The following is a 19,912-nucleotide window of genomic DNA, read 5'->3' as shown; positions in this document are numbered from 1 at the left end:
GATGCGATGGCCTGTTCACGCGCCCAGAACACGTGAAAGCGACTATTCCGTGGCTGGGGTTGGCAACTGCACTCGTGTCGCTGCGACCAGTGGATCTTCCAGAAGGAAATTCATGCAGGCGGTGATGAAGTTGGGAAAGCGAGCATCTTTTCGCACCGCCAGATTCAGCTTGCGCAGCGCCCATGGTTCATCCAGCTCAATGACCGACAAGAGCTTGGCCTGCTGCCGGTTCGCCAGCACGCTGGTCGGAACCATGGCCACACCCACTCCTGAAGCCACCAGAGACAGAACCGACTCAAAGCCATGTGTGTGCAATCTGGCTCTCACCGCACGCCCGGACTTGGTAGCCGTGTCCCGTAGGAACAGGTAGTTGCTGCTGGCTCTGCTGGTGCAGACAAAATCGAAGTCCAATGCTGCAGCCAGGCGAATGCTGTGCTGTGACGCCAGCAGATGATCTCGCGGCGTGACTATCACCAGACGGTCTACCGCGTATGGATAGATGCTCAAGCCTTCTACATTCGTTTCACCCGCGAAAATGCCGATGTCGGCCTCGCGCGCCAGCACCGCGGTTGGAATGGTCTCGCTCTGGCGCTCGTCCACTTCGGCATCGATACCAGGATAGGCCACGAGAAAGCGCCCCAAGGTATGGGTGATAAAGCCATTGAGAGAGCTGCTGTTGGCCACCAGGCGCACATGCCCCTTGATACCGGAGATAAAGCGGCTCACATCGCCCTGCATTCGCTCTATGCCTTCAAAGATCTCTCGCACATGCGTCAGCACAGCATCACCGGCAGGTGACAGCTCCATTCCCCTAGGAGTGCGCTCGAACAGTGTCGTACCCATGGCTTGCTCCAGATTCTTGAGCCTGTAACTCGCAGCAGATGGGGTGATGAACACCGCCGATGCCCCCGCGGTCAGACTGCCTGCTTGGGCAATTTCAAGAAACAGGCGTAGATCGGTCAGCTCGTAGCGCATTGGAAAATCATATTCGAAGACGCTTGCCGGGATAAGCTGGCTTTACCCTGCCCCCTCCCTCTTTCCAATGAGAAGTCAATGCTGAGTTAGCAAGCCTTTTCTGAAAAACCTACAGCTTCAGGGACCTTTAGAGTTAGCGCCTCTGCACGACGGCAGGTTCAACCGGTCAACGCAATACAAACGCTAAAACACTTCAGCAGGAGTGTGATCTGTGCGGCCTCTCGTATAACTCCCACGCCAGTTTGGAATTGCGGAGCAAGCCTCTCGCAACGCCTGCTATCGATATGGGAAGCCATCGCTTGGCAACAACTTGATGACGGTTTCAGCCCTCACGGAACATTGGCGTCACTCCCTCTATTCGCTCCATCCGCTTTGGATCCGAGGAACACCTGGATTGCTGTTGACGTGGCTCTGTTGGAAAAACGCGGCCATGATTGCTGGGTATCATCTCATTGGCACCTCTTTCGAAGCATGTGGCTTGCTCTTCAAGCTCATGTCATCACACACCGCCAGAGCCTTGAACTCCGGTTCAAGACGGTCACATTCGCTTGACTTCATCTTTCGTGCTATCTCCGGAACGCCAGGGCTTCATCCTTACTCGCAATTGGCGAGACACGCAGGCGGGCGTAGAGCTCGAGTACTGGCTGGCAACGGATAGCGGCCCCCTGAAGGTTCTCCTGACTGCTCAGAAATCTGTGGCTTTCGTCGAAGCCCGACACAGAGAAGCGGTAGAAGCGCAACTCCCGCCCCTGGCTGGAGTGGAATTGCGGGAACTGGATCTGAAGAGTTTTCAGCAAGAGCCCGTCCTGGGTATCTATGCCAGGAGTTTTCGTCAATTACGGCGACTTGCACGCACTCTCCAGCAACTAGGCATTCCCCTTCTGGAAGCGGATGTTCGACCACATGAGCGCTACTTGATGGAGCGCTTCATCACGGCGGGAGTCGCGCTGCAAGGCGGCCGGACGGAACATGCGGCGCTGGTGAACTGCAAGCTTGTTCCTGCGCCCGATTTCCGGCCGGTTCTGAAGGTCGTGTCATTGGATATCGAGACCAGTCAGCACCAAGATCTGTATTCGATCGCGCTTGACGGCATGGCGGAGCGTGTCGTTTTCATGCTGGGTGAGCCTCCCGCCAAACCGGTAGAAACGCCTGGTTTCGAGCTGATTCATTGCACAACACGCAAAGCCTTGATTGACAAACTCAACGATTGGTTCGCACGCAATGATCCGGACGTGATCATTGGATGGAACGTCATTCAGTTCGACCTTCGTGTGCTGCAGAAAACTGCAGACGAATGTGCAACACCGCTACTCCTGGGGCGCGAGAGCAGGCCCATTGCATGGCGAACTCATCCCGGCAAACAAGGCTATCTGTTTGCTCCCATGCCAGGGCGAGTTGTCGTTGACGGAATTGAAGCGCTCAGGGCCGCTGTCTGGAGCTTTCCGTCGTTCAGCCTCGAGAACGTCGCACAAGAGCTTCTGGGCGAAGGCAAGGATATCGGAGACGAGTACGACAAAATGGCGGAAATCGAGCGGCGCTACCAGCTAGACAAGCCCGCCCTTGCAGCCTATAACATACGCGACTGCGAGCTGGTTCTGCGAATCTTCGAAAAGGCGAAGCTGCTGCAGTTTGCGATGGAGCGCGCCCACACCACAGGCCTGCAGCTCGACCAGTTCGGTGGCTCTATTGCCGCATTCAGCCACCACTATTTGCCACGCATGCACCGCATGGGGTATGTCGCACCCAACGTGGGCGATGTTCAAGGAAAGTCATCCCCCGGTGGCTACGTCATGGACTCCAAGCCTGGCTTCTACGACTCCGTCGTGGTTCTGGACTACAAGAGTCTCTATCCATCAATCATCCGCACCTTCCTCGTTGACCCCGTGGGTTTGGTCGAAGGTCGACATGCGAGCTCTTCCGAGCTTCCGATCAAAGGCCCAAGGGGCACACTCTTTTCTCGAGAGAAACACTGTCTTCCGGAAATCGTGACCACCCTCTGGCAGGCCCGAGATGAGGCCAAACGCGCCAGGAACGAACCACTGTCGCAAGCGCTCAAGCTGGTGATGAACTCATTCGCAGGAGTACTAGGCGCCTCGGAATGCAGATTCTTCAATCCGGATTTGATCTCAGCCATTACCTTACGTGGCCACGAAATGGTGAAGCTCACAAGGGATCTGGTCGAAGAGCGCGGATACGAAGTTATTTATGGAGACACTGACTCCATCTTTATTTGGCTCAAGAGGCCCCATAGCACCGAAGAGGCATATGCCGTGGCTGCCAAGCTGGCCCAGGACATCAACGCGTGGTGGGTTCAAACACTGCAGCAAGAGCAAGGCCTGAAGAGCTTTCTTGAGATCGAGTTCGACACGTATTACAAGAAGTTCTTCATGCCCACCATCCGCGGTTCGGACGTCGGCAGCAAGAAGCGCTATGCCGGTCTGAGTGTAGACACCGACGGAAACGAGTCGATGATCTACCGCGGCCTTGAAATGGCGCGAAGCGACTGGACACCGCTGGCACGGCAGTTCCAGGAGGGCTTGCTCTCGCGCGTCTTCCAAGGTACCCCTTACCGCGAGTTCGTCATCGAGTACGCTCATTCGACGCTGGCGGGCAAGAAGGATGATCTGCTCATCTACCGCAAACGCCTGCGGCATCGCCTGGATGCCTACGTCGCCAATGTGCCACCACAGGTCCGCGCCGCTCGCATTGCCGATGAGTACAACGATCGCGTGGGACGACCCAGGCAGTACCAGAACGGCGGCTGGATCCGATACGTCATGACCAGGAATGGCCCTGAGCCTTTGGAAATCCGCCGCTCACGCATCGACTACGAGCACTATCTGGCCAAACAGATCAAGCCGATTGCCGACTCGATCTTGATCCCCCTCGGAGAGGATTTCGTCACTCTGACATCTTCTCAGCAGGAGCTTTTCTAGCGATCCAAGCTCATGCTCTCACGCTTTCGGGAAAGGCAGCTCGCGTGGCGTATGACCGCTCAGCTTGGCGATGGCGTTGGCAAAAGCGGGGGCCAATGGCGGCACACCCGGCTCACCCATACCCGTGGGGGCATCGGCACTCGGCACGATATGCACGGTGATCGCGGGCATATCGGTTAAGCGGGCTACAGTGTAATCATTGAAATTACCTTGCTCCACTTGCCCATCTTTGAATGTGATGGCCGCGCCAGGCAGACACATGCCGAGACCCATCAAGGCCCCACCCTGCACCTGGGCCTCGACACTTCGGGGGTTCACCGCCAGATTGCAATGCACGCCAGCTGTAACCGCATGCAGCTTGGGAGTGCCGTCCTTCATCGATGCTTCGACCACATAGGCAACCACCGAATCAAAAGACTGATGCACGGCCACGCCCCAGGCCCTGCCTTCGGCCAGTTGGCGCTTTCCGTAGCCCGACTTTTCGACTGCCAGTTGCAACGCGGCCTTGTGACGCGGATGCCTGTCGCCAAACTGTTGCAGCCTGTATGCAACAGGATCCTGCTTTACAGCTCGGGCGATTTCGTCCATCAAGGTCTCCATCACATAAGCGGTGTGTGTGGAGCCCACGCTGCGCCACCAGAGAACCGGCGCATTGAGTTCGGGGTGATGCACCGAGAGTCGCATCGGCAGGTCGTACGGCTCTTTCATTCCTTCAACCGTCGTGGTGTCCACTCCGTTCTTGACCATGAAGCCTTCAAACGCCGTGCCTTTGGCAAGCGACTGGCCTACGATCACATGATCCCAGGCGATCACCTTTCCCTTACCGTCAAAACCTATCTCGGCGCGATGCACATGCATGGGTCGGTAATAGCCTCCTTTGACATCGTCCTCGCGACTCCAGATCATGCGCACCGGGGCGTCGATACCGGATGCTCTAGCGGCCTTGGCAATCTCGCAGGCTTCGGCCACGTAGTCACTGCGCGGGTTGGCACGACGACCGAAACCGCCCCCTGCCATCTGAACATTGACTCGAACATTCTGAGGAGCCACGCCAAGCACGCGCGCAGCAGTTGCGGCCTCCCAGCCCGGAGCCTGCGTGCCCAACCAAAGCTCAGCCTTGGCATCCTTTCCTGCACCGGTCACACGCACCGTGCAGTTCAACGGCTCCATCGGCGTATGGGCAAGGTAGGGGAATACATACTCGGCACTGATTTTGTGAACAGCACCGTTCATTGCCGAAACATCGGCATCAAACTTGAGCGCGCCCGGCTTTTTGGCCAAATCACGATACTGCGCCAGTTGTCGAGCAGAATCGACTTTGCCAACCGCTGCGCTGTCCCACTGGATTTTCAGGGCATCGCGTCCCTGCTTGGCTGGCCAGTAACCATCGGCTAGCACAGCAACCAGCTCGCCACCCCATACACTGGGCACACGAAGCACCGCACGCACGCCCTTGATGGCTTTGGTTGCCGAATCGTCCACCGATTGAATCTTGCTTCCATACACCGGCGGATGTGCCACAAGTGCGGTCAACATTCCCGGCAGGTGCATGTCAATGCCGTAGGACTGTTTGCCGCTGGATTTGGTCCGTGCGTCGAGCCGCCCCGTGGCATGACCAATGATGCGAAAGTCTTTGACGTCCTTGAGCTTCACCTGCTGCGGAACAGGCATCTTCATGGCCTCATCCGCCAACTCGCCATAGCCCAGCCTCTTGCCTCGAGGGCCGATCACCTGCCCTGTCTGAGTACGCAAGGACTGCGGATCCACACCCCAGCGCTTGGCAGCCGTGGCCAGCAGCATGGAACGGGTACGCGCCCCCAGTTCACGGTACTGGACATACGAGTTCTTGATGGCAGTGGAGCCGCCCGTGAGATGCATTCCCATGACCGGATCCATATAAGCGGGATCCGCATTGCCATGCACGCTATTCATCTTGGACCAATCGGCGTCCAGCTCTTCGGCCAGAACCATGGGTAGGCCGGTTTGCACACCTTGACCGAACTCCAGACGGTTGATCGTTACCGTCACCGTGCCATCGCGATCAATCTTCACAAAAGCCGACGGCTGCTGGGTGGGCTTGAGTACGTTTGCAGAAACCTGCTCGTTACCCTTTGCCTGTGCCAGTGCGGCGGAGGGAAATACGCCCAATGCAAAACCGGAGGCCGTCGCCAGCGTGAGGAAATCGCGTCGCTCGAGCTTTGTGCCTGCATCTATCGTGTCAGCCGCCAGCGCACGCAGACCTTTGGGCATGTCTGCAAGAAAATGGTTGGGTATAGGCATGGGATGTACTCCTTCTCTTAGACCGACAGGCTTTTGGCAGCATCGTGGATGGCTGCACGGATGCGTGCATAAGTACCGCAGCGGCAGATATTGCCCGCCATGGCAGCATCGATATCTGCATCGCTGGGTTGGCGATTGCTTTTGAGTAACGCCGTCGCACTCATGATTTGCCCACTTTGGCAATAGCCGCATTGCGCCACATCGTTGCGAACCCACGCATCCTCGACAGCCTTTCCCACCTTGTCGGCAGCCTGTGCTTCGATGGTGTCGATTTTTTGCCCTTGCGCCGCCGATATGGGCGTAATGCAAGAACGGATGGCCTGGCCATTCAGATGCACAGTGCATGCTCCACACATGGCCATGCCGCAACCAAATTTGGTCCCTGTCATACCCAGCGTGTCACGCAGGGTCCAGAGAATGGGTGTTGAAGAATCCACATCGGCCGATGCGGGCTTGCCGTTGAGAGTGAATTTGACAGGCATGGGGAGTGCTTTCTTATTTGCTTTTCAACACAGGAGCTGCCGCACGGGCGCATGCATCGCGCGAAGCAGAGGCAGTGTGCGCCAGGCAATGCAAAAGAAAAAGCCAGGCAATCTATTTAAGTTATTAAGTTTCACTTAAAAATAGAAGCCATGAAGCCCGAAATACTCGCCTATCTGGCCGCCTTTGAGCAGGTAGCTCAGCATCGCAGTCTGACCTATGCCGCCCACGCCATCGGGGTCACACCGGCCGCACTGTCCCAGACGATCAAGAAGCTGGAAACCCGTCTGGATGTACGCCTGTTCGATCGAACAACGCGCAGCCTCAATCTGACAGAAGCCGGAAGAATCTATCTGGAGCGCATTTCCCCGGCTCTCACCAACCTGCGCGAAGCGACCGAAGATCTTCAACTGCAAGCGGGCGTCGAAGGCGGCACGCTGCGCCTCACCATCTCTCATCCTGCAGGCCAGGTGCTCGTCGAGCCCATGCTCGCCGAGTTCTTTTCACTGCATCCGCACATTCATGTCGAGCTGGTCTATGACGACGGCTTTGTGGACATCGTGCGAGAAGGATTTGACGTCGGCATACGCAATGGCGAGTCACTGGAGGGCGACATGGTTGCCGTGCCACTCACACAGGATCTGACCATGTGCTTCGGTGCATCTCCCGCTTATCTCAGAACACACGGCACACCCGGGCACCCTGATGAGCTGGAGCAGCACCTATGCATCAACTACCGCATGAGCAGCAGCGGCGCAGTCTACAAGTGGGAGTTCAATATCGACGGCAAGCTGAGCGAGCGCTCCGTGAGAGGGCCACTGACAGTCAACCATAGTGACACGGCCATGCGCGCAGCCCTGGATGGCATCGGGGTGATTACCGGCTGGCGCGAATCCATGACCGACGCATTCAACACAGGCCAGTTGGTTGAAGTGCTGAAGCCCTATTGGGCAAGCTTTCCGGGCTTTTATGCCTATTACCCACACCGCACAAACCTGCCTCTCAAGACCCGGATATTTCTTGATTTTCTGGTACAGCATGTGCAGCGCAATGGCCTGTCCTAGCTAGCCAATGGGCAAATGAGCCCCTGACCGTGGCTTCTCCATGTGTACTTCGTAATCAGTGACTTCCAGTCATTTTTACGTTCAAGCCTCATGCCCCATCGCCGGATATTCTTCAAGGACTGAAATATCCCTGCTTGACCGCTTCAATCTTGAATTCTTCGGGGTATGGCTGCTTGTTCCTCATGGCACCTCCTATTGGGCCTCAGATTTGAGGCTGGAAGATGTCTAGTACAGCCGGGGCGATTCAGGCCGGTGAACACGGATGTGCTCAGGCATGCAAATCGCGTTGAGCGAACATGCACGAAAGCCTATTGAGACAAGAGGTATGTCCGCTACCCGCAGGGGTTCAGAAAGACCCAGAAAGGAGTTTTTCCACATTCAGCCACGCACAGGCTCAGCAACATCTATGTACTGGACACCTGCGCCTTCCACATCGACGCATATAGCCCATTACGGTTGACAAGCTCTTGGTGGACTCCAGCCTCTACCAAAGCGCCTTCATTCAGAACCAGAATTTGATCTGCATGCCTGACGGTGCTTAGCCGGTGCGCGACGATGATGACGCTACGGCCAGCCGCCAACCGGCCAAGCGATGTCTGGATGGCATGCTGAGAGCGTGGGTCGACTGAGGCGGTCATCTCATCCAGCAGGAGCAGGGGCGCGCGTTTCAGCAGCGCCCGGGCAATAGACAACCGCTGGCGCTCCCCTCCTGATAGACTGAACCCCGACTCACCTACTTGCGTCTGGTAGCCGTCGGGGAGTCTCGCAATGAACTCGTTGCAGTTGGCTGCTTCGCACGCGAGCAACACATCCTGGTCACTGGCATCCTCGCGACCGGCACGCACATTCTCGATGATGCTGCCGTTAAACAGTTGGACATGCTGGAAGACCATGCTGATTAAGCCATACAGCTGATCGGAATAGATATCCCGCAGGTCAACGCCACCAATCCGCATTGCGCCACTGTCGGGCGTGTAAAAACGCGCGATTAAATTCAATAGCGTGCTCTTTCCCGCACCGGATGGTCCGACAACGGCAGTCACACTTCCGGCTGGAACCATGAAGCAGATATCACGCAAGACAGGCTGATCGCGATAGGAGAACGACACCTTGTCGAACTGCAGAGCCAAGTTGCCAAGACACTTAGCAGAGGCCGGCTCGCGCACAGTTTCGATTTCCAGAATTTCGTTGAGCTTGACTTCGCTCTGGCTGGCGTGCCGGATCATGACTACATACTCGGCCAGTTCCAGCAGCGGCCCGATGAATTTGTAGGACAGCAGAAAGAAGGCCAGCCAGGCCAGCACTGGATAATCGCCTGCGAGCAGGCTCCAGCCACCAGCTAGAAATAGGAGAACCAAGCCACTTTCGACCATCCACCGAAAAAGCGTGACTGGCCCTCCACCCCATTTCTCGATGCCCAGGCTCAATGGTTTCAACTCGGAAAAGGCGTTGTTGAGCCTATGCATCCATGCCGGAACGCGATTAAAGAGCCGCAGGGTCGGCAGGCCACCGATGAACTCCACCAGCATTCCGGAAGCCGCATTGAACCGTGAGTGCTTGCGCAGGACGGCTTGCTCGAACAGCTTCTGGCTTGCCACTAATACCAGCATTGCCACAGGAACGAACCCAGCGAGAGCCAATGCAAGCCGCCACTCGATAGCTGCCAGCAGCAGGATCGCCGTCAGCGCCAGGCCCGCCGCTGCCACGAGATCCGCCAGAGCATGGGCAAAAATGGATTCGACGCGGTTGATATCATCGGTTAGCAGGTCGGCCATATGCCCCACCTGTCGGTCCCTGAGCTGCCCGATGGGCATATTGCGGACCCGCTCAAGCAGCTGCTCTCTGTATTTTCCGATGATCTGATAGCTGCTCAGGAAGCAGAGCTTTTGCCCGCCGAAGGCGAAGCCCCATTGCAACGCGAACAGGCATATCAGTCCAAACGCTAGCCAGTACGGGCTGGACACCCAGGAGAAGCCGGGTAGAGGCCTGTCCAGGACAGCGCCCAGCCACAACCAACAGAGCAGATAAGGAAACACTTCACAGCAACGCTCCAGGACACGAAGTGCAAGCCCCAGCGCCAGAGGCGAAGTGGATGCACCGCTGTTGCGGACGATCCGGTGAATGCTGCCCCAGGAATTGAGCTTTCCCATGTTCTCAACCTCCCGTTGCGGCCAACGGAGCGCTCAACGCATCCTCTCCACGCAGGCTCCAGCTTTCCGCCAATGCCTCGTAGGTCCACATTGATCGATAGTGCTCGCTCTCTCGCGTCAGCTGATCGTGGTTCCCGCGCAAACGTAGCTTTCCCGCCTCGAGTACCAGGATCTGGTCAGCATGCTCGATCCCGTATAGCCTGTGCGCCACAACGAGCAAGGTCTTTTCCGGGTACTCGGCAAGCAAGGCCTGGAAGAATGCACGTTGCGTCATGCTATCGGCGAATGCCGTGGACTCGTCCAGCACCAGCACCGCGGTATCGGCAAGCAACGCCCGCGCGACAGCCAGACGCTGGCGCTCACCGCCTGATAGGCGGGAACCGAGTTCATTGACCTGAGTGTCGTAGCCTGCGGGCAGCGCATCAATGAGCGCCTCCGCCTGGGCCACACGAACAGCTCGACGGATTTCGACCTCGGATGCGTCCGGTCGCGCCAACACCAAGTTGTCGCGCACTGAACCACTGAACAGGAATACGTCTTGGGTGGCGAGCGCGATCAGGCAAGCACGATCTTCATCTGCAAGCGAGGTGATGGCTTGACCATTGATGGTGGCAGATCCTGTGTCCGGCGCCAGCAGGCCGGCAATTAGCTGCGCGATGGTTGATTTGCCAGAACCGGAAGGCCCCAGCAACACGTTGAATGTGCCGGGAGCCAATAACAAGCTCACATCCTTCAGCACCTGGCGATCACCGTACCCGAAGCTGACCTGGTCGAGCTTGACCTGGATAGGCACATCGGCCGCCAGTCGGGCACCGCCTTGCTGGCGGCGGAACGCCAAGATGGGAGCCATTCGCCGCAGACCCGCAAGAATGGGCGGGATATCCATGAAGAATCGGTTGACTTTGAGCAAGGGGCGAAAGAGTCCCGCCCCGAGCAGCACCGCCACTACGACCTGAGCAATACTGACGTCGCCGCGCGCGTGGAGCCAAGCGCCTAATGGCAGCAAGAACAACAGATGAGCGCCCAGCACGCTCGTGAACAGTGCCCAGCCAGGAACGACATTCCGGGTAATCCGGTCGGCGAGCCGGTAGTATTGGCGAAGACGTCGCTGCAGCAGCCGAAAACCGGAAGCACTCCGGCAGAACACCTTCAGAACCGGCATATTGCGCAGGTACTCGACGGTCACATTGTTCAGGCTGGCCGTCGCTTGGTTGAAGCGGTCATGGTACTGCCCGGCGCCGCGCATGACAAACGAGGACGCTAGCAATGCCAAGGGCCCGACCGTCAAGGCAGCAAGCGCAAGGCGCCAGTCGATCCAAAGCAAAGCGACCGTGGCACATACCGGCGCCAACACTGCGGCAGCCACTTCTACGGAGTGATGGGCAATGAACGCCTCCATACGTTCGACATCCTGGATCACTGACTGCTTTAGCGCACCAGAACCCTGTGCATGGACCCAGTGCAGGGGAGCTGCATCCAGGCTCGCGACCAGACGGCTGCGCGTTTGCTCCATGATGTCGTAGGCCGCGTGATGGCTGATCAGATAGGCGATGCCATAGGCAACATATTTCAACGTTATACCGCCCATCAGCCACGGCGCCAACGCAAGCAACTCGCCGCCGAAGGCATGCGAATCCGCGAGCAGAACCTCGACCGCGCGAAGCAGCACAACAAAAGGCGTCAACTCCGCCAGCACCGCGACCAGTGTCACCACCAAGGCGCACGCGATGGCCCACCGGCGGCCTGCCGAGAGCGCAAACAGCATATGCAATGCGCCCATGCGATCCAAGATATTGCCCATGGGGATTCGTCAAATAGAGGGAATGCTGGCAGCGTACGCGCGCCCGATACCAACCCGCCACCCAAAACCGGCAGCAGTTGCCAACGCAGTGATTTCCGATTTGGGTAGCTGTGGCGAGGCCATCCGGGACACATTGATGTCCTGTCTGGATTTTGGGAAGGCAATTCTCCATGCGTACGGCTCGATCATTTCTGTTGCTGCTCCTCGCCGTGGGAGCAGTTGCTGCGCAGGCTCAGGGCTATCCGCGAACCATCGTCGACGATCGCAACAAGCCCGTCATCATTAAGTCGGAGCCACGATCTGTCGCATCGGTATCAACCTTCGGGGCCGATGTAATGGCAGCGCTTGGTCGCAAGGTCTCGGGACTATCGACACTGAACAACAAGCAATCAGCCTTTCTGGGAGATTCAGTGGTCGGGGCCGTGAATCTGGGCGAGGTGCATCAGACGAATCTTGAAGTCCTGACTCAGTTAGCTCCAGACTTGACCATTGGCCTACGGACCTATACCGAGCCATTTGCCAAGAAGATCGAGGAAGCAGGGGCATTTCTCGCATTCGATCTGATCACGCTGGAGCATTCACTGAGTGCAGTGGCGAGGACGACGCAAGCGCTCGGTGCCGACAGCCAGGGAGTGGCAATGAACAGACGCTTCCTGGCCGAACTCGAGGCTGCCGGCAAGCGGTCGCCCGGCAAGGTCAGTGCGGTATTCCTCTGGCATTGGGGCAATGTTCCGTATGCCTACTATAGCAACCACCTGACAACGCACATCATGCAGCGGCTGGGGGCGATCAACGCACAAGGCGATCCGCCAAAGGACATGGAATCCGCGGACTCTGCCGTGATGACCATGGAGACACTGCTGCGGCTGAATCCGGATGTGATTCTGTCGTTCAAGGGAGATGACGGCCCGTTCGTCAACCATCCAGCCTGGAAGCGTCTCAAGGCGGTTCAGAACGGACGCGCCTGGAGGGTCGGAGATCAGTACGTCATGTCGCATGGCCCGATTGCACGACGGCTGGTAATGCACGAAATGGCGCACCTGCTTTACCCAGCCGCGTACCCCCTGCCCCTGGAAGTCCCTGTGGCTGCACGCGCCAAGCCAATGGATTTCGAGCGCTGACCGACATGGATATGTGCGCAATCGATGCACGGACCAGAGCCTCACTGCGTTCGCGCGCGCTCCGCGTGGCATGCCTGAGCCTGCTCACGATCGGCGTGGCGGTGGTTGGCTCCTTGGTACTGGGTGACTTCGGCGTCCCGCTTCCCGGTGTCATGCAGGCCTTTCTCCGCGATGACGGAACCGATGCTGCCTTTGTGGTTCGCGAGTTGCGCCTGCCTCGCTTGCTGACCGGAATGTTGGTAGGGGCTGCGTTGGGGCTGGCGGGCGCCGTCGTTCAAGCAGTCACCCGCAACCCGCTGGGAGAGCCTGGGCTGCTCGGTGTTACGGCTGGGGCGGCATTTGCCATGGCTCTGTGCATGACGTACTTCAGCCTCCCCACGACCAGCGAGCTCGCAGTCGGGACCTTTGGTGGAATCGTTGCAGCGATGCTCACCCTTGCAATCGGCATGAGCGCCCGGCTGGATCCAATGCATCTAACGCTGACCGGAATGAGCGTCAATCTGTTCTTTGCTGCGGCCATCGTCGTGATGCTGGTGTGTGCCAACGTGGAAGTGAATGGCATTTACTACTGGCTGACCGGCAGCCTGATCAATCGCACGTGGGAACACGTTGCAGTGCTATGGCCCTGGACGGCGGCAGGATTGCTTCTCGGCCTGGTGTTTGCCGAAAAGCTGGACGCACTGATCCTGGACGAGGACATTCTCGCCTCGCTGGGCATGCGCGTGACGGCGTGGCGACTCCTGTTCGGCATCGTCGTGGTGTTGCTTGCTGCTGCTGCTGTGGCTGCTGCAGGTCCGATTACCTTCATCGGCTTGGTCGCACCACACATTGTCCGATTCGCTTTGGGCCCCCAGGGTGTCCGTTACAGGCTTTTGCTGCCGCTATCCGCACTGGTGGGAGCTTGCTTGGTATGCACGGCCGATCTCGCCGCCAAATGGCAGGAGGTGCCGGTAGGAGTCCTCTGCGTGCTTCTGGGTGGGCCGGTACTCGTCTGCCTTATCGGCAAGCAGGAGGTAGCAGATGCGTAGCCGATTTGCGGTAACGCTGGTGCTGCTGAGCACCGCGCTGCTCCTGCTGGTGCTGGCTTCATTGTTCTGGGGCGCCGTACCGCTATCGCCCGGACATGTTTTCGAGGGCTTGCTCTTGCGGCGGAGCGCGTCCCTGGAAAGCGCCCTGCTCTGGCAACTGCGGCTGCCGCGGACCTTGCTCGCCATCTTCGTCGGGTTGCAGCTAGCCACGGCCGGCCTGATCCTGCAGGCCGTCATACGTAACCCGCTCGCCGATCCCGGCGTCATCGGCATATCCAGTGGCGCAGGACTCGCAGTCATTGCCGTGCTGCTGCTTGCTGACGTGACCCAGGCCGACTCCTTGATCGGTACCAGCCACGCAGCGATGATGCTCTGGCTGCCGATCGTCGCGCTGCTCGGTGGTCTGGCGGCATCCGGATTCGTGCTTGGCATGTCGTGGCGCGCCCAGCTCTGTCCCACACGCCTCACGCTCAATGGCATTGCCGTAGGCGCCGTGCTCAATGCCCTGGTGATGTGGACCGTTGTCGCCTGGGGCGGCGCACGCACGGAGATCGCGCTTATATGGCTGGCTGGCAGCTTGTATGGCCGGGACTTCCTGCATTTGCAGGTGCTTTGGCCATGGTGTCTAGCTGGCGTTGTCGGCACCTTGATCTTGCTTCGACCGCTAGCACTGCTGCGCCTGGAAGATGCAGTGTCCGCCGGTCTTGGCATGCGTGGAATGTTCTGGAAGGCCATGGCCATCACCGTGGCCGTTGTTCTCTCCGCCAGCGCAGTCGCGGTCACGGGGCCGGTCGGCTTTGTTGGCTTGGTGACCCCGCATCTATCCCGTCTGCTTGCCGGATCGGATGCGCGCCGGCTTCTCATCGTAAACATGCTCGTGGGCGGCCTGCTGATGCTCGGCGCCGACCTGCTTGCGCGCTCTTTGATCAGCCCCTTGGAAATCCCCGCCGGCGCACTGACGACACTGCTCGGCATCCCGGTCTTCCTCCTGCTTCTACACCGCCAACGGAGCCTCCGCCTATGACTCTGACCGCCAGCCAATTGAAACTGAGCTACGGCTCTCGCGACGTGGTTCAAGTGCCCAGTTTGCAGCTCGAACGCGCCAGCACGGTGTGCCTGATCGGACCCAATGGCTGCGGAAAATCCACACTTCTCCGGACACTGGCGGGCCTGCGCAAGCCTGCAACTGGAATAGTCAGCTTGGAAGGAAAGCCCCTGACCGCATGGAATCCCAAAGCGCTAGCCCGACGATTGGCTTTTCTTCCCCAGTCGCCGGCCACGCCGAAGGGGGTCAGCGTACGCCAGTTGGTCGCTCATGGCCGTTATCCGCACCAGGGCATCTTTTCTCGGCTGTCGGCCTACGACCATGAGGTTATCAGTTGGTCCATGAATGCCACCGGCATCGGGCACCTGCACGACCGAGATGTCGCTTCCCTTTCCGGAGGGGAACGGCAGCGGGCCTGGATTTCAATGATTCTGGTCCAGGAGTCGAACATCATTCTTCTGGACGAGCCCACCACTTACTTGGACATGGGCCACCAGGCGGAACTGATGGAACTCCTGGCTAAGCTGCAGCGACAGCGTCAACTGACCATCGTCATGGCCCTGCATGACCTCAATCAGGCCTGCCAATACGCCGACCGCCTGCTGGCCATGCGGGATGGCCAGATCCTCGCCGACGGGGCTCCACTTGATGTCGTCGACTCCCAACTGAGCGAGCGGTTGTTTGGACTCGTCACACAACGCATCGATCGCAGTCTCGAGGGAAGGCTGGTGCCTTATTGCTTGCCGGTTGGCCCGCTACGACCAGGGCACCGCGCGCACGAAGCAATGCCTGCCGCCCCCGCTGTCGCGCAGAGCAAGGACTTGATTCACCTAGCAGGTTTTCACCATGATTAAACACTTTCCGTCTCGTCGAAAGCGTCTGGTGGCGCTGATTCTGGCAGCGTGCGCTCCTGTACCCGATGTCGCTCTGGCGCAAGAGATCAAGTCCAAGGAAGACGAAATGACTGTCAGCTTGCCTGCAGTGAACGTCACTGCTCGCCGCACTGAGGAAAAGGCCAAGGACCTCCCTTTCAGCGTCACCGTCGTGACCGGCGAGGAAGCCGAAGAGCGGCGCCTGTACAGCCTGGAGAATGTCTTGCGCCAAACACCGGGCGTTGACGTGGTCACCAACATGGGACTCGCCAACACGACGCTGCGTATGCGCGGCGTCGGTGCGCTGCAGAAGATCAGCGGCGACGACACTTCTGTGGTGATCAGTGTCGACGGCATGCCAATGTCGGCGTCCAACGCTACTTTGGACATCCTGGACGTGGAACGAGTGGAAGTGCTCAAGGGGCCCCAGGGCACCCTGTTCGGACGCAATGCCGAGGCCGGTGCAGTCAACGTGGTGACGCGCAAGCCGACTCAGTACTTCGAGGGCAGCTTGCGTGGCGAGATCGGCCAGGATAGTCAGCGGCTGCTGGAAGGCATGGTCAGTGGTCCACTGTCTGAGTCTGTGTCGGCACGTCTGGCAATTCGTGGATCGGGTTCCGACAACTACATCGAGAACAGCCAAACCGGCAAGCCACTGAACAAGCCGAGCGACTTCAGTTCAAGAGCAAGCCTGCGTTGGGATATCGGACCAGTTTCCGTCCTCCACCTGAGCGCAGGTCGCGAAGTGTTGAAGCATCGTGATTGGGTGTATCTCCTGTATCCGTATGGCGACCCTCCCCAGAGCGATATCCCGCCGGGCAGCGAGCAGAACCGCCGCGAGGTCGATCGATACAGTGCCGAATTCACCCATTCCTTCGACAACGTGCGAGTAACGGCACTGACCGGATTTGCGAGAACACGCCATCGCAGCACGACACCTATTTACGAGGGCCGCACTTACACGCGACTGATTGGCTTCCGCCCAGACGCAACGTGGCACAACATGATTCGCGAACGCGTCTTCAACCATGAACTTCGCCTGAGTTCACACCCCGAGGCAAAGACGTTCTGGGTCCTGGGCACGAACATCTATCAATCGGATCGAGACATGGACCGATTCAATTCCTACGACACCTACTTTCTGGACAATCCTGCTGCATCCAGCGCCAACAGGGATCTCAGCTCAAGAGCGCATGCACTGTTTGCAGAAACGACCCTCCCGATTACTGATGAGACCAAGCTCACCTTGGGAGGACGATACACCAGGGAAAAAAAGAACTACCGCGCACACTGGAAGGCAAACCCGGAAAACCCCAGCCCTATTCGTGAAGCTTGGGATTCCCAATCTCTTTTCGACAGCTATGCCACCGGGCGTATCGGGCTCAGTCATGCCCTGAATCCCCAGTGGAACCTCTACGGCGTTTATGCCCGCGGCTACAAGTCTGGCGGCTTTGACGAGGAAGGTGTCGGCTTCACCTATGGCCACCCCGACGCACCCTACAAGCCAGGGAAGGTGGACAGCTACGAAGCGGGCCTCAAGTATGAAAGTGCCGATCGACGGCTGGCCTTCAATGTGACAATGTTCCTGAATCAGGTTAAGAACGATCATTTGCTGATGTTTGACCCGCAGACCATGGCGACCCACAAGAGTAACCGGGACGTGACCAGCCAAGGACTGGAGGCTGATGTGTACTGGCACATCGACAATGCATGGAGCGTCAGCGGCGGTGTTGCATACACTCGAGCCAAGATTAAGGGTGGCGGTGATGGCAGCAATGCTGATGGTGTCGCGTGGGGCAACGACGTCCCCGAAGTACCGCGTTGGGGAGGCACCCTGTCCGTCGCCTACCAAAGGCCTATAGGCTCGATGTTTGGGCTTTCGTCCCCGGTCTTGCATGCCCAGCTCACCAACAGATACGTGGGCAGCCGAGCGGCAACGCCCCAGAACAGCTTTGATTTGAGAGCCTACAACAAGATGGATTTCAGGGTTGGCCTCAGAAGTCGTGGCACCGAGATCTACTTCTGGGCCGACAACCTGCTCAATAAGCAGTATGAACTGTACGGCTACCGAATCCCGGCATACACGCCCGGCGGGATGGACGCCATTATTGGTGCACCCGGGCGGGGCCGGACTCTGGGTCTCGGCATGAATGTCCTGTTCTGAGTGGAGAGGGCGTGAAGCCTCCGTTAGTTCCCAGCGATAGCGGGAACTGTGAAGCTGCCACTTCACCGCAGCCCCAAACGGGGAGCAGGCAGGAATCCGCTACAAACGTTTCCCTACTGATGTCTGAGAAAAATTGGCGGATGTGCTGCTAGTTGGGGGCAATGGCGAGATGCGCATCGGCCATGCAGCCTGATTGTCGCTTCTACTCATCAACGGCGTCGATGAATGCAAGGTTGCCGATTTCGGGATCGCCAAAGACCTGTCGGAGACTCTCAGATTGACGTGAGCCTGAGTTGCGTCAACCCCGTCGTCGACTTCGGCCTGATCACCAGCTTCGCAGCAGCTTTCCCCAAGCAAGAAGATATGCAGCGTCGTGAATGGTCCCGATGGCCATCTCGAATGAGTTTCGAGCGCTGGTTCAGGTCGATGTCACTTTGTAGTTGATGGCGACAGTCTCGCGAGCCTTGCTCGGCAAGCTCCCAAACTGCTTCATGAACGCAGTACTGAAATGACTGACATTGGAGTAACCAAGAATCATTGCCGTCTCGGTCACGTTATGGCTCTGCAACAGCTGCTGGGCGTTGGCCATCCGCTTCTCTTGAAACAGGGCGTAGATGGTACTGCCGAAGTGATCCTTGAAGGTTTTTTTGAGTTTGCACTGGTTCATGCCAACCGCCTTTGCAAGTTCGGGAATGGTAGGGGGAGCACTCAGATCCTGGAGCAGCAATGCCCGGGCGCTCTCCAACTGGTGGCATTCACGTGCGGAAAGCCGTCTGCAGTCTTCGCAGTTGCGGAACGCAGCAAGATGCCAATGTAGGAAATCGAGGGTGGCAGCATGCAGCAGGAGACGCTGATCTGGCGCTTCACTTAGGAGATTGACAACGCTTTGAGCCGACCGAATCGATCTTCGGCAGCGTCCCGCGCACCGTACGAAGAATCCAAGAGCGCTGCCGGTTCCAAACATGTTTCGCACTTCCTCACCCGCGAGCTCGCAGAGAAGGTTTGGTGTAACCATCACCGTTAAATTCTGAAATTGCTCGCAGTGCTGCACTTGGAATTGCTCGCCCGCGGAGAATCCGAGCGAGACTTCCCCGCAGGTGAAGTCCAACGGATGGCGCCCAACCCTGCCAGAGAACTTGCCCGCCAACTGGCAGTTGAGATGGATGAACTCGCAGTCACCCTCAAATGTTTTGCTAGTGGCGACAGCGTCCAGGCTGCTTGCAACCGTATGGCAAACAGCCAGCCCTGGCTGCAGCGTGACTACGCCGTAGTCAGCCTCCGCAGCAGGCGAAGATGCGGTTGATGTGTGCGTTGCGCCTTCCATGATGAGGTATCCGCTATGTCTGCCTCGCCGCAAACACGAACAATAATCAATAACATTTATAACGATTCCTTTTAGCAGATACTGTGCATGTTTGCAACCACTGTTTAGCGCACAACTATCCCGTGCGGCTCGGGCCCAGAACGCGAGCAGGAATGCCTACAGCTGTCACATATGGCAGGACCGATTCGAGCAAGACACTTCCTGCACCTACGATCGCGCCCCATCCAATTTCGATGTTGCCCAGAATCGTTGCACCAGCCGCAATGAACGCGCGATCCCGTATCTTCGGATGCAGGTCCCCTTGTTCCTTGCCGGTTCCTCCCAAGGTGACCTTCTGAAGAATAGACACATCGTCGCCGATGACTATCCCCGTGCCATGGTCGATGAAGACACGCCGGCCTACCACAACAGTGGGATGGATATCTATACCAAAGAGCCCGGAAACCCAGCTCTGCAGCAGGCGCGCTAGCGTGGTTCTCCCCGAGTTCCAGAGATGGTGTGCAACCCTGTGGTATTGCAGATGCGTGAAAGCCCTTGTAGCAGAGAAAAGGAACTAACAGGCTCTCCGCTGCAGGATCGCGAAGCACGGTCGCAGCCAGATCGTCTTTGGAAGCCTCTTCGACGTTCACTGAGTCCGCATCCACAAAGCACTCTTGCCGTACGTCCATGAAT

Annotated in this window: 14 protein-coding genes and 1 pseudogene; 7 read left to right on the top strand and 8 right to left on the bottom strand. The window is 58.1% G+C overall.

The features are described from left to right. Nucleotides 1-42: 42 nt before the first annotated feature. Nucleotides 43-975 (bottom strand): LysR substrate-binding domain-containing protein, encoded by a 933-nt coding sequence (locus F0P97_RS11120; protein WP_182286753.1) that lies wholly within the window; start codon nucleotides 973-975, stop codon nucleotides 43-45. A gap of 548 nt (nucleotides 976-1,523) precedes the next feature. Between F0P97_RS11120 and F0P97_RS11115 the strand changes: the two genes are divergently transcribed. Beyond that, nucleotides 1,524-3,911: a DNA polymerase II gene (locus tag F0P97_RS11115; RefSeq protein WP_232538201.1), complete on the top strand. Its 2,388-nt coding sequence runs from the start codon at nucleotides 1,524-1,526 to the stop codon at nucleotides 3,909-3,911. 18 nt (nucleotides 3,912-3,929) lie between these two features. Here F0P97_RS11115 and F0P97_RS11110 read toward each other — a convergent pair whose 3' ends face one another. Both F0P97_RS11110 and F0P97_RS11105 read right to left on the bottom strand, forming a co-directional pair. Beyond that, nucleotides 3,930-6,191 carry a xanthine dehydrogenase family protein molybdopterin-binding subunit gene (locus tag F0P97_RS11110; protein WP_182286752.1) on the bottom strand — a complete coding sequence of 754 codons (2,262 nt, stop codon included), beginning with the start codon at nucleotides 6,189-6,191 and terminating at the stop codon, nucleotides 3,930-3,932. Between the two features lie 17 nt (nucleotides 6,192-6,208). Next, nucleotides 6,209-6,673: a (2Fe-2S)-binding protein gene (locus F0P97_RS11105; protein ID WP_182286751.1), complete on the bottom strand. Its 465-nt coding sequence runs from the start codon at nucleotides 6,671-6,673 to the stop codon at nucleotides 6,209-6,211. Nucleotides 6,674-6,823: 150 nt separating this feature from the next. Here F0P97_RS11105 and F0P97_RS11100 point away from each other — a divergent pair, with 150 nt between their 5' ends. After that, nucleotides 6,824-7,735: a LysR family transcriptional regulator gene (locus F0P97_RS11100; RefSeq protein ID WP_182286750.1), complete on the top strand. Its 912-nt coding sequence runs from the start codon at nucleotides 6,824-6,826 to the stop codon at nucleotides 7,733-7,735. A 404-nt stretch (nucleotides 7,736-8,139) separates the two neighbouring features. Here F0P97_RS11100 and F0P97_RS11095 read toward each other — a convergent pair whose 3' ends face one another. After that, nucleotides 8,140-9,885 carry an ABC transporter ATP-binding protein gene (locus F0P97_RS11095; RefSeq protein ID WP_182286749.1) on the bottom strand — a complete coding sequence of 582 codons (1,746 nt, stop codon included), beginning with the start codon at nucleotides 9,883-9,885 and terminating at the stop codon, nucleotides 8,140-8,142. Between the two features lie 4 nt (nucleotides 9,886-9,889). Then, nucleotides 9,890-11,686: an ABC transporter ATP-binding protein gene (locus F0P97_RS11090; RefSeq protein ID WP_182286748.1), complete on the bottom strand. Its 1,797-nt coding sequence runs from the start codon at nucleotides 11,684-11,686 to the stop codon at nucleotides 9,890-9,892. Nucleotides 11,687-11,856: 170 nt separating this feature from the next. Here F0P97_RS11090 and F0P97_RS11085 point away from each other — a divergent pair, with 170 nt between their 5' ends. Genes F0P97_RS11085 through F0P97_RS11065 form a run of 5 tightly spaced genes read left to right on the top strand, consistent with a single transcriptional unit; the run spans nucleotide 11,857 to nucleotide 17,916 of the window. Next, on the top strand, nucleotides 11,857-12,807 hold the full coding sequence (locus tag F0P97_RS11085) for an ABC transporter substrate-binding protein (RefSeq protein ID WP_182286747.1): 951 nt from the start codon (nucleotides 11,857-11,859) through the stop codon (nucleotides 12,805-12,807). Between the two features lie 5 nt (nucleotides 12,808-12,812). After that, nucleotides 12,813-13,835: a FecCD family ABC transporter permease gene (locus F0P97_RS11080; RefSeq protein ID WP_182286746.1), complete on the top strand. Its 1,023-nt coding sequence runs from the start codon at nucleotides 12,813-12,815 to the stop codon at nucleotides 13,833-13,835. After that, nucleotides 13,828-14,859 carry a FecCD family ABC transporter permease gene (locus tag F0P97_RS11075; RefSeq protein WP_182286745.1) on the top strand — a complete coding sequence of 344 codons (1,032 nt, stop codon included), beginning with the start codon at nucleotides 13,828-13,830 and terminating at the stop codon, nucleotides 14,857-14,859. The genes F0P97_RS11080 and F0P97_RS11075 overlap by 8 nt, the downstream gene beginning before the upstream one ends. Continuing rightward, nucleotides 14,856-15,734, top strand: a complete 879-nt coding sequence (locus F0P97_RS11070; RefSeq protein ID WP_182286744.1) for an ABC transporter ATP-binding protein — start codon at nucleotides 14,856-14,858, stop codon at nucleotides 15,732-15,734. The genes F0P97_RS11075 and F0P97_RS11070 overlap by 4 nt, the downstream gene beginning before the upstream one ends. Then, the gene (locus F0P97_RS11065) at nucleotides 15,727-17,916 is read left to right on the top strand and encodes a TonB-dependent receptor (RefSeq protein ID WP_182286743.1); all 2,190 of its coding nucleotides are present in this window, start codon (nucleotides 15,727-15,729) and stop codon (nucleotides 17,914-17,916) included. The genes F0P97_RS11070 and F0P97_RS11065 overlap by 8 nt, the downstream gene beginning before the upstream one ends. Before the next feature lie 418 nt (nucleotides 17,917-18,334). On the opposite strand, the gene F0P97_RS11060 is transcribed toward F0P97_RS11065, so the two are convergent. The 3 genes and pseudogenes from F0P97_RS11060 to F0P97_RS27995 all read right to left on the bottom strand — a co-directional run. Beyond that, entirely contained in the window at nucleotides 18,335-19,240 is a 906-nt protein-coding gene (locus F0P97_RS11060; RefSeq protein WP_182286742.1) for a helix-turn-helix domain-containing protein, read from the bottom strand. A gap of 115 nt (nucleotides 19,241-19,355) precedes the next feature. Then, a complete protein-coding gene (locus tag F0P97_RS28000) occupies nucleotides 19,356-19,589 on the bottom strand; it encodes a hypothetical protein (protein ID WP_371878532.1) in 234 nt (77 codons plus the stop codon). A gap of 184 nt (nucleotides 19,590-19,773) precedes the next feature. Then, nucleotides 19,774-19,908: pseudogene (locus F0P97_RS27995) on the bottom strand (serine O-acetyltransferase); the annotation flags it as partial. Nucleotides 19,909-19,912: the final 4 nt, after the last annotated feature.

It is taken from the genome of Comamonas testosteroni, assembly GCF_014076415.1.
In the GTDB taxonomy this organism is placed as follows: Bacteria; Pseudomonadota; Gammaproteobacteria; order Burkholderiales; family Burkholderiaceae_C; genus Comamonas; species Comamonas testosteroni_F.
Note: the sequence above shows the minus strand (reverse complement) of the source record. Positions and strands in the feature narration are given on the sequence as shown.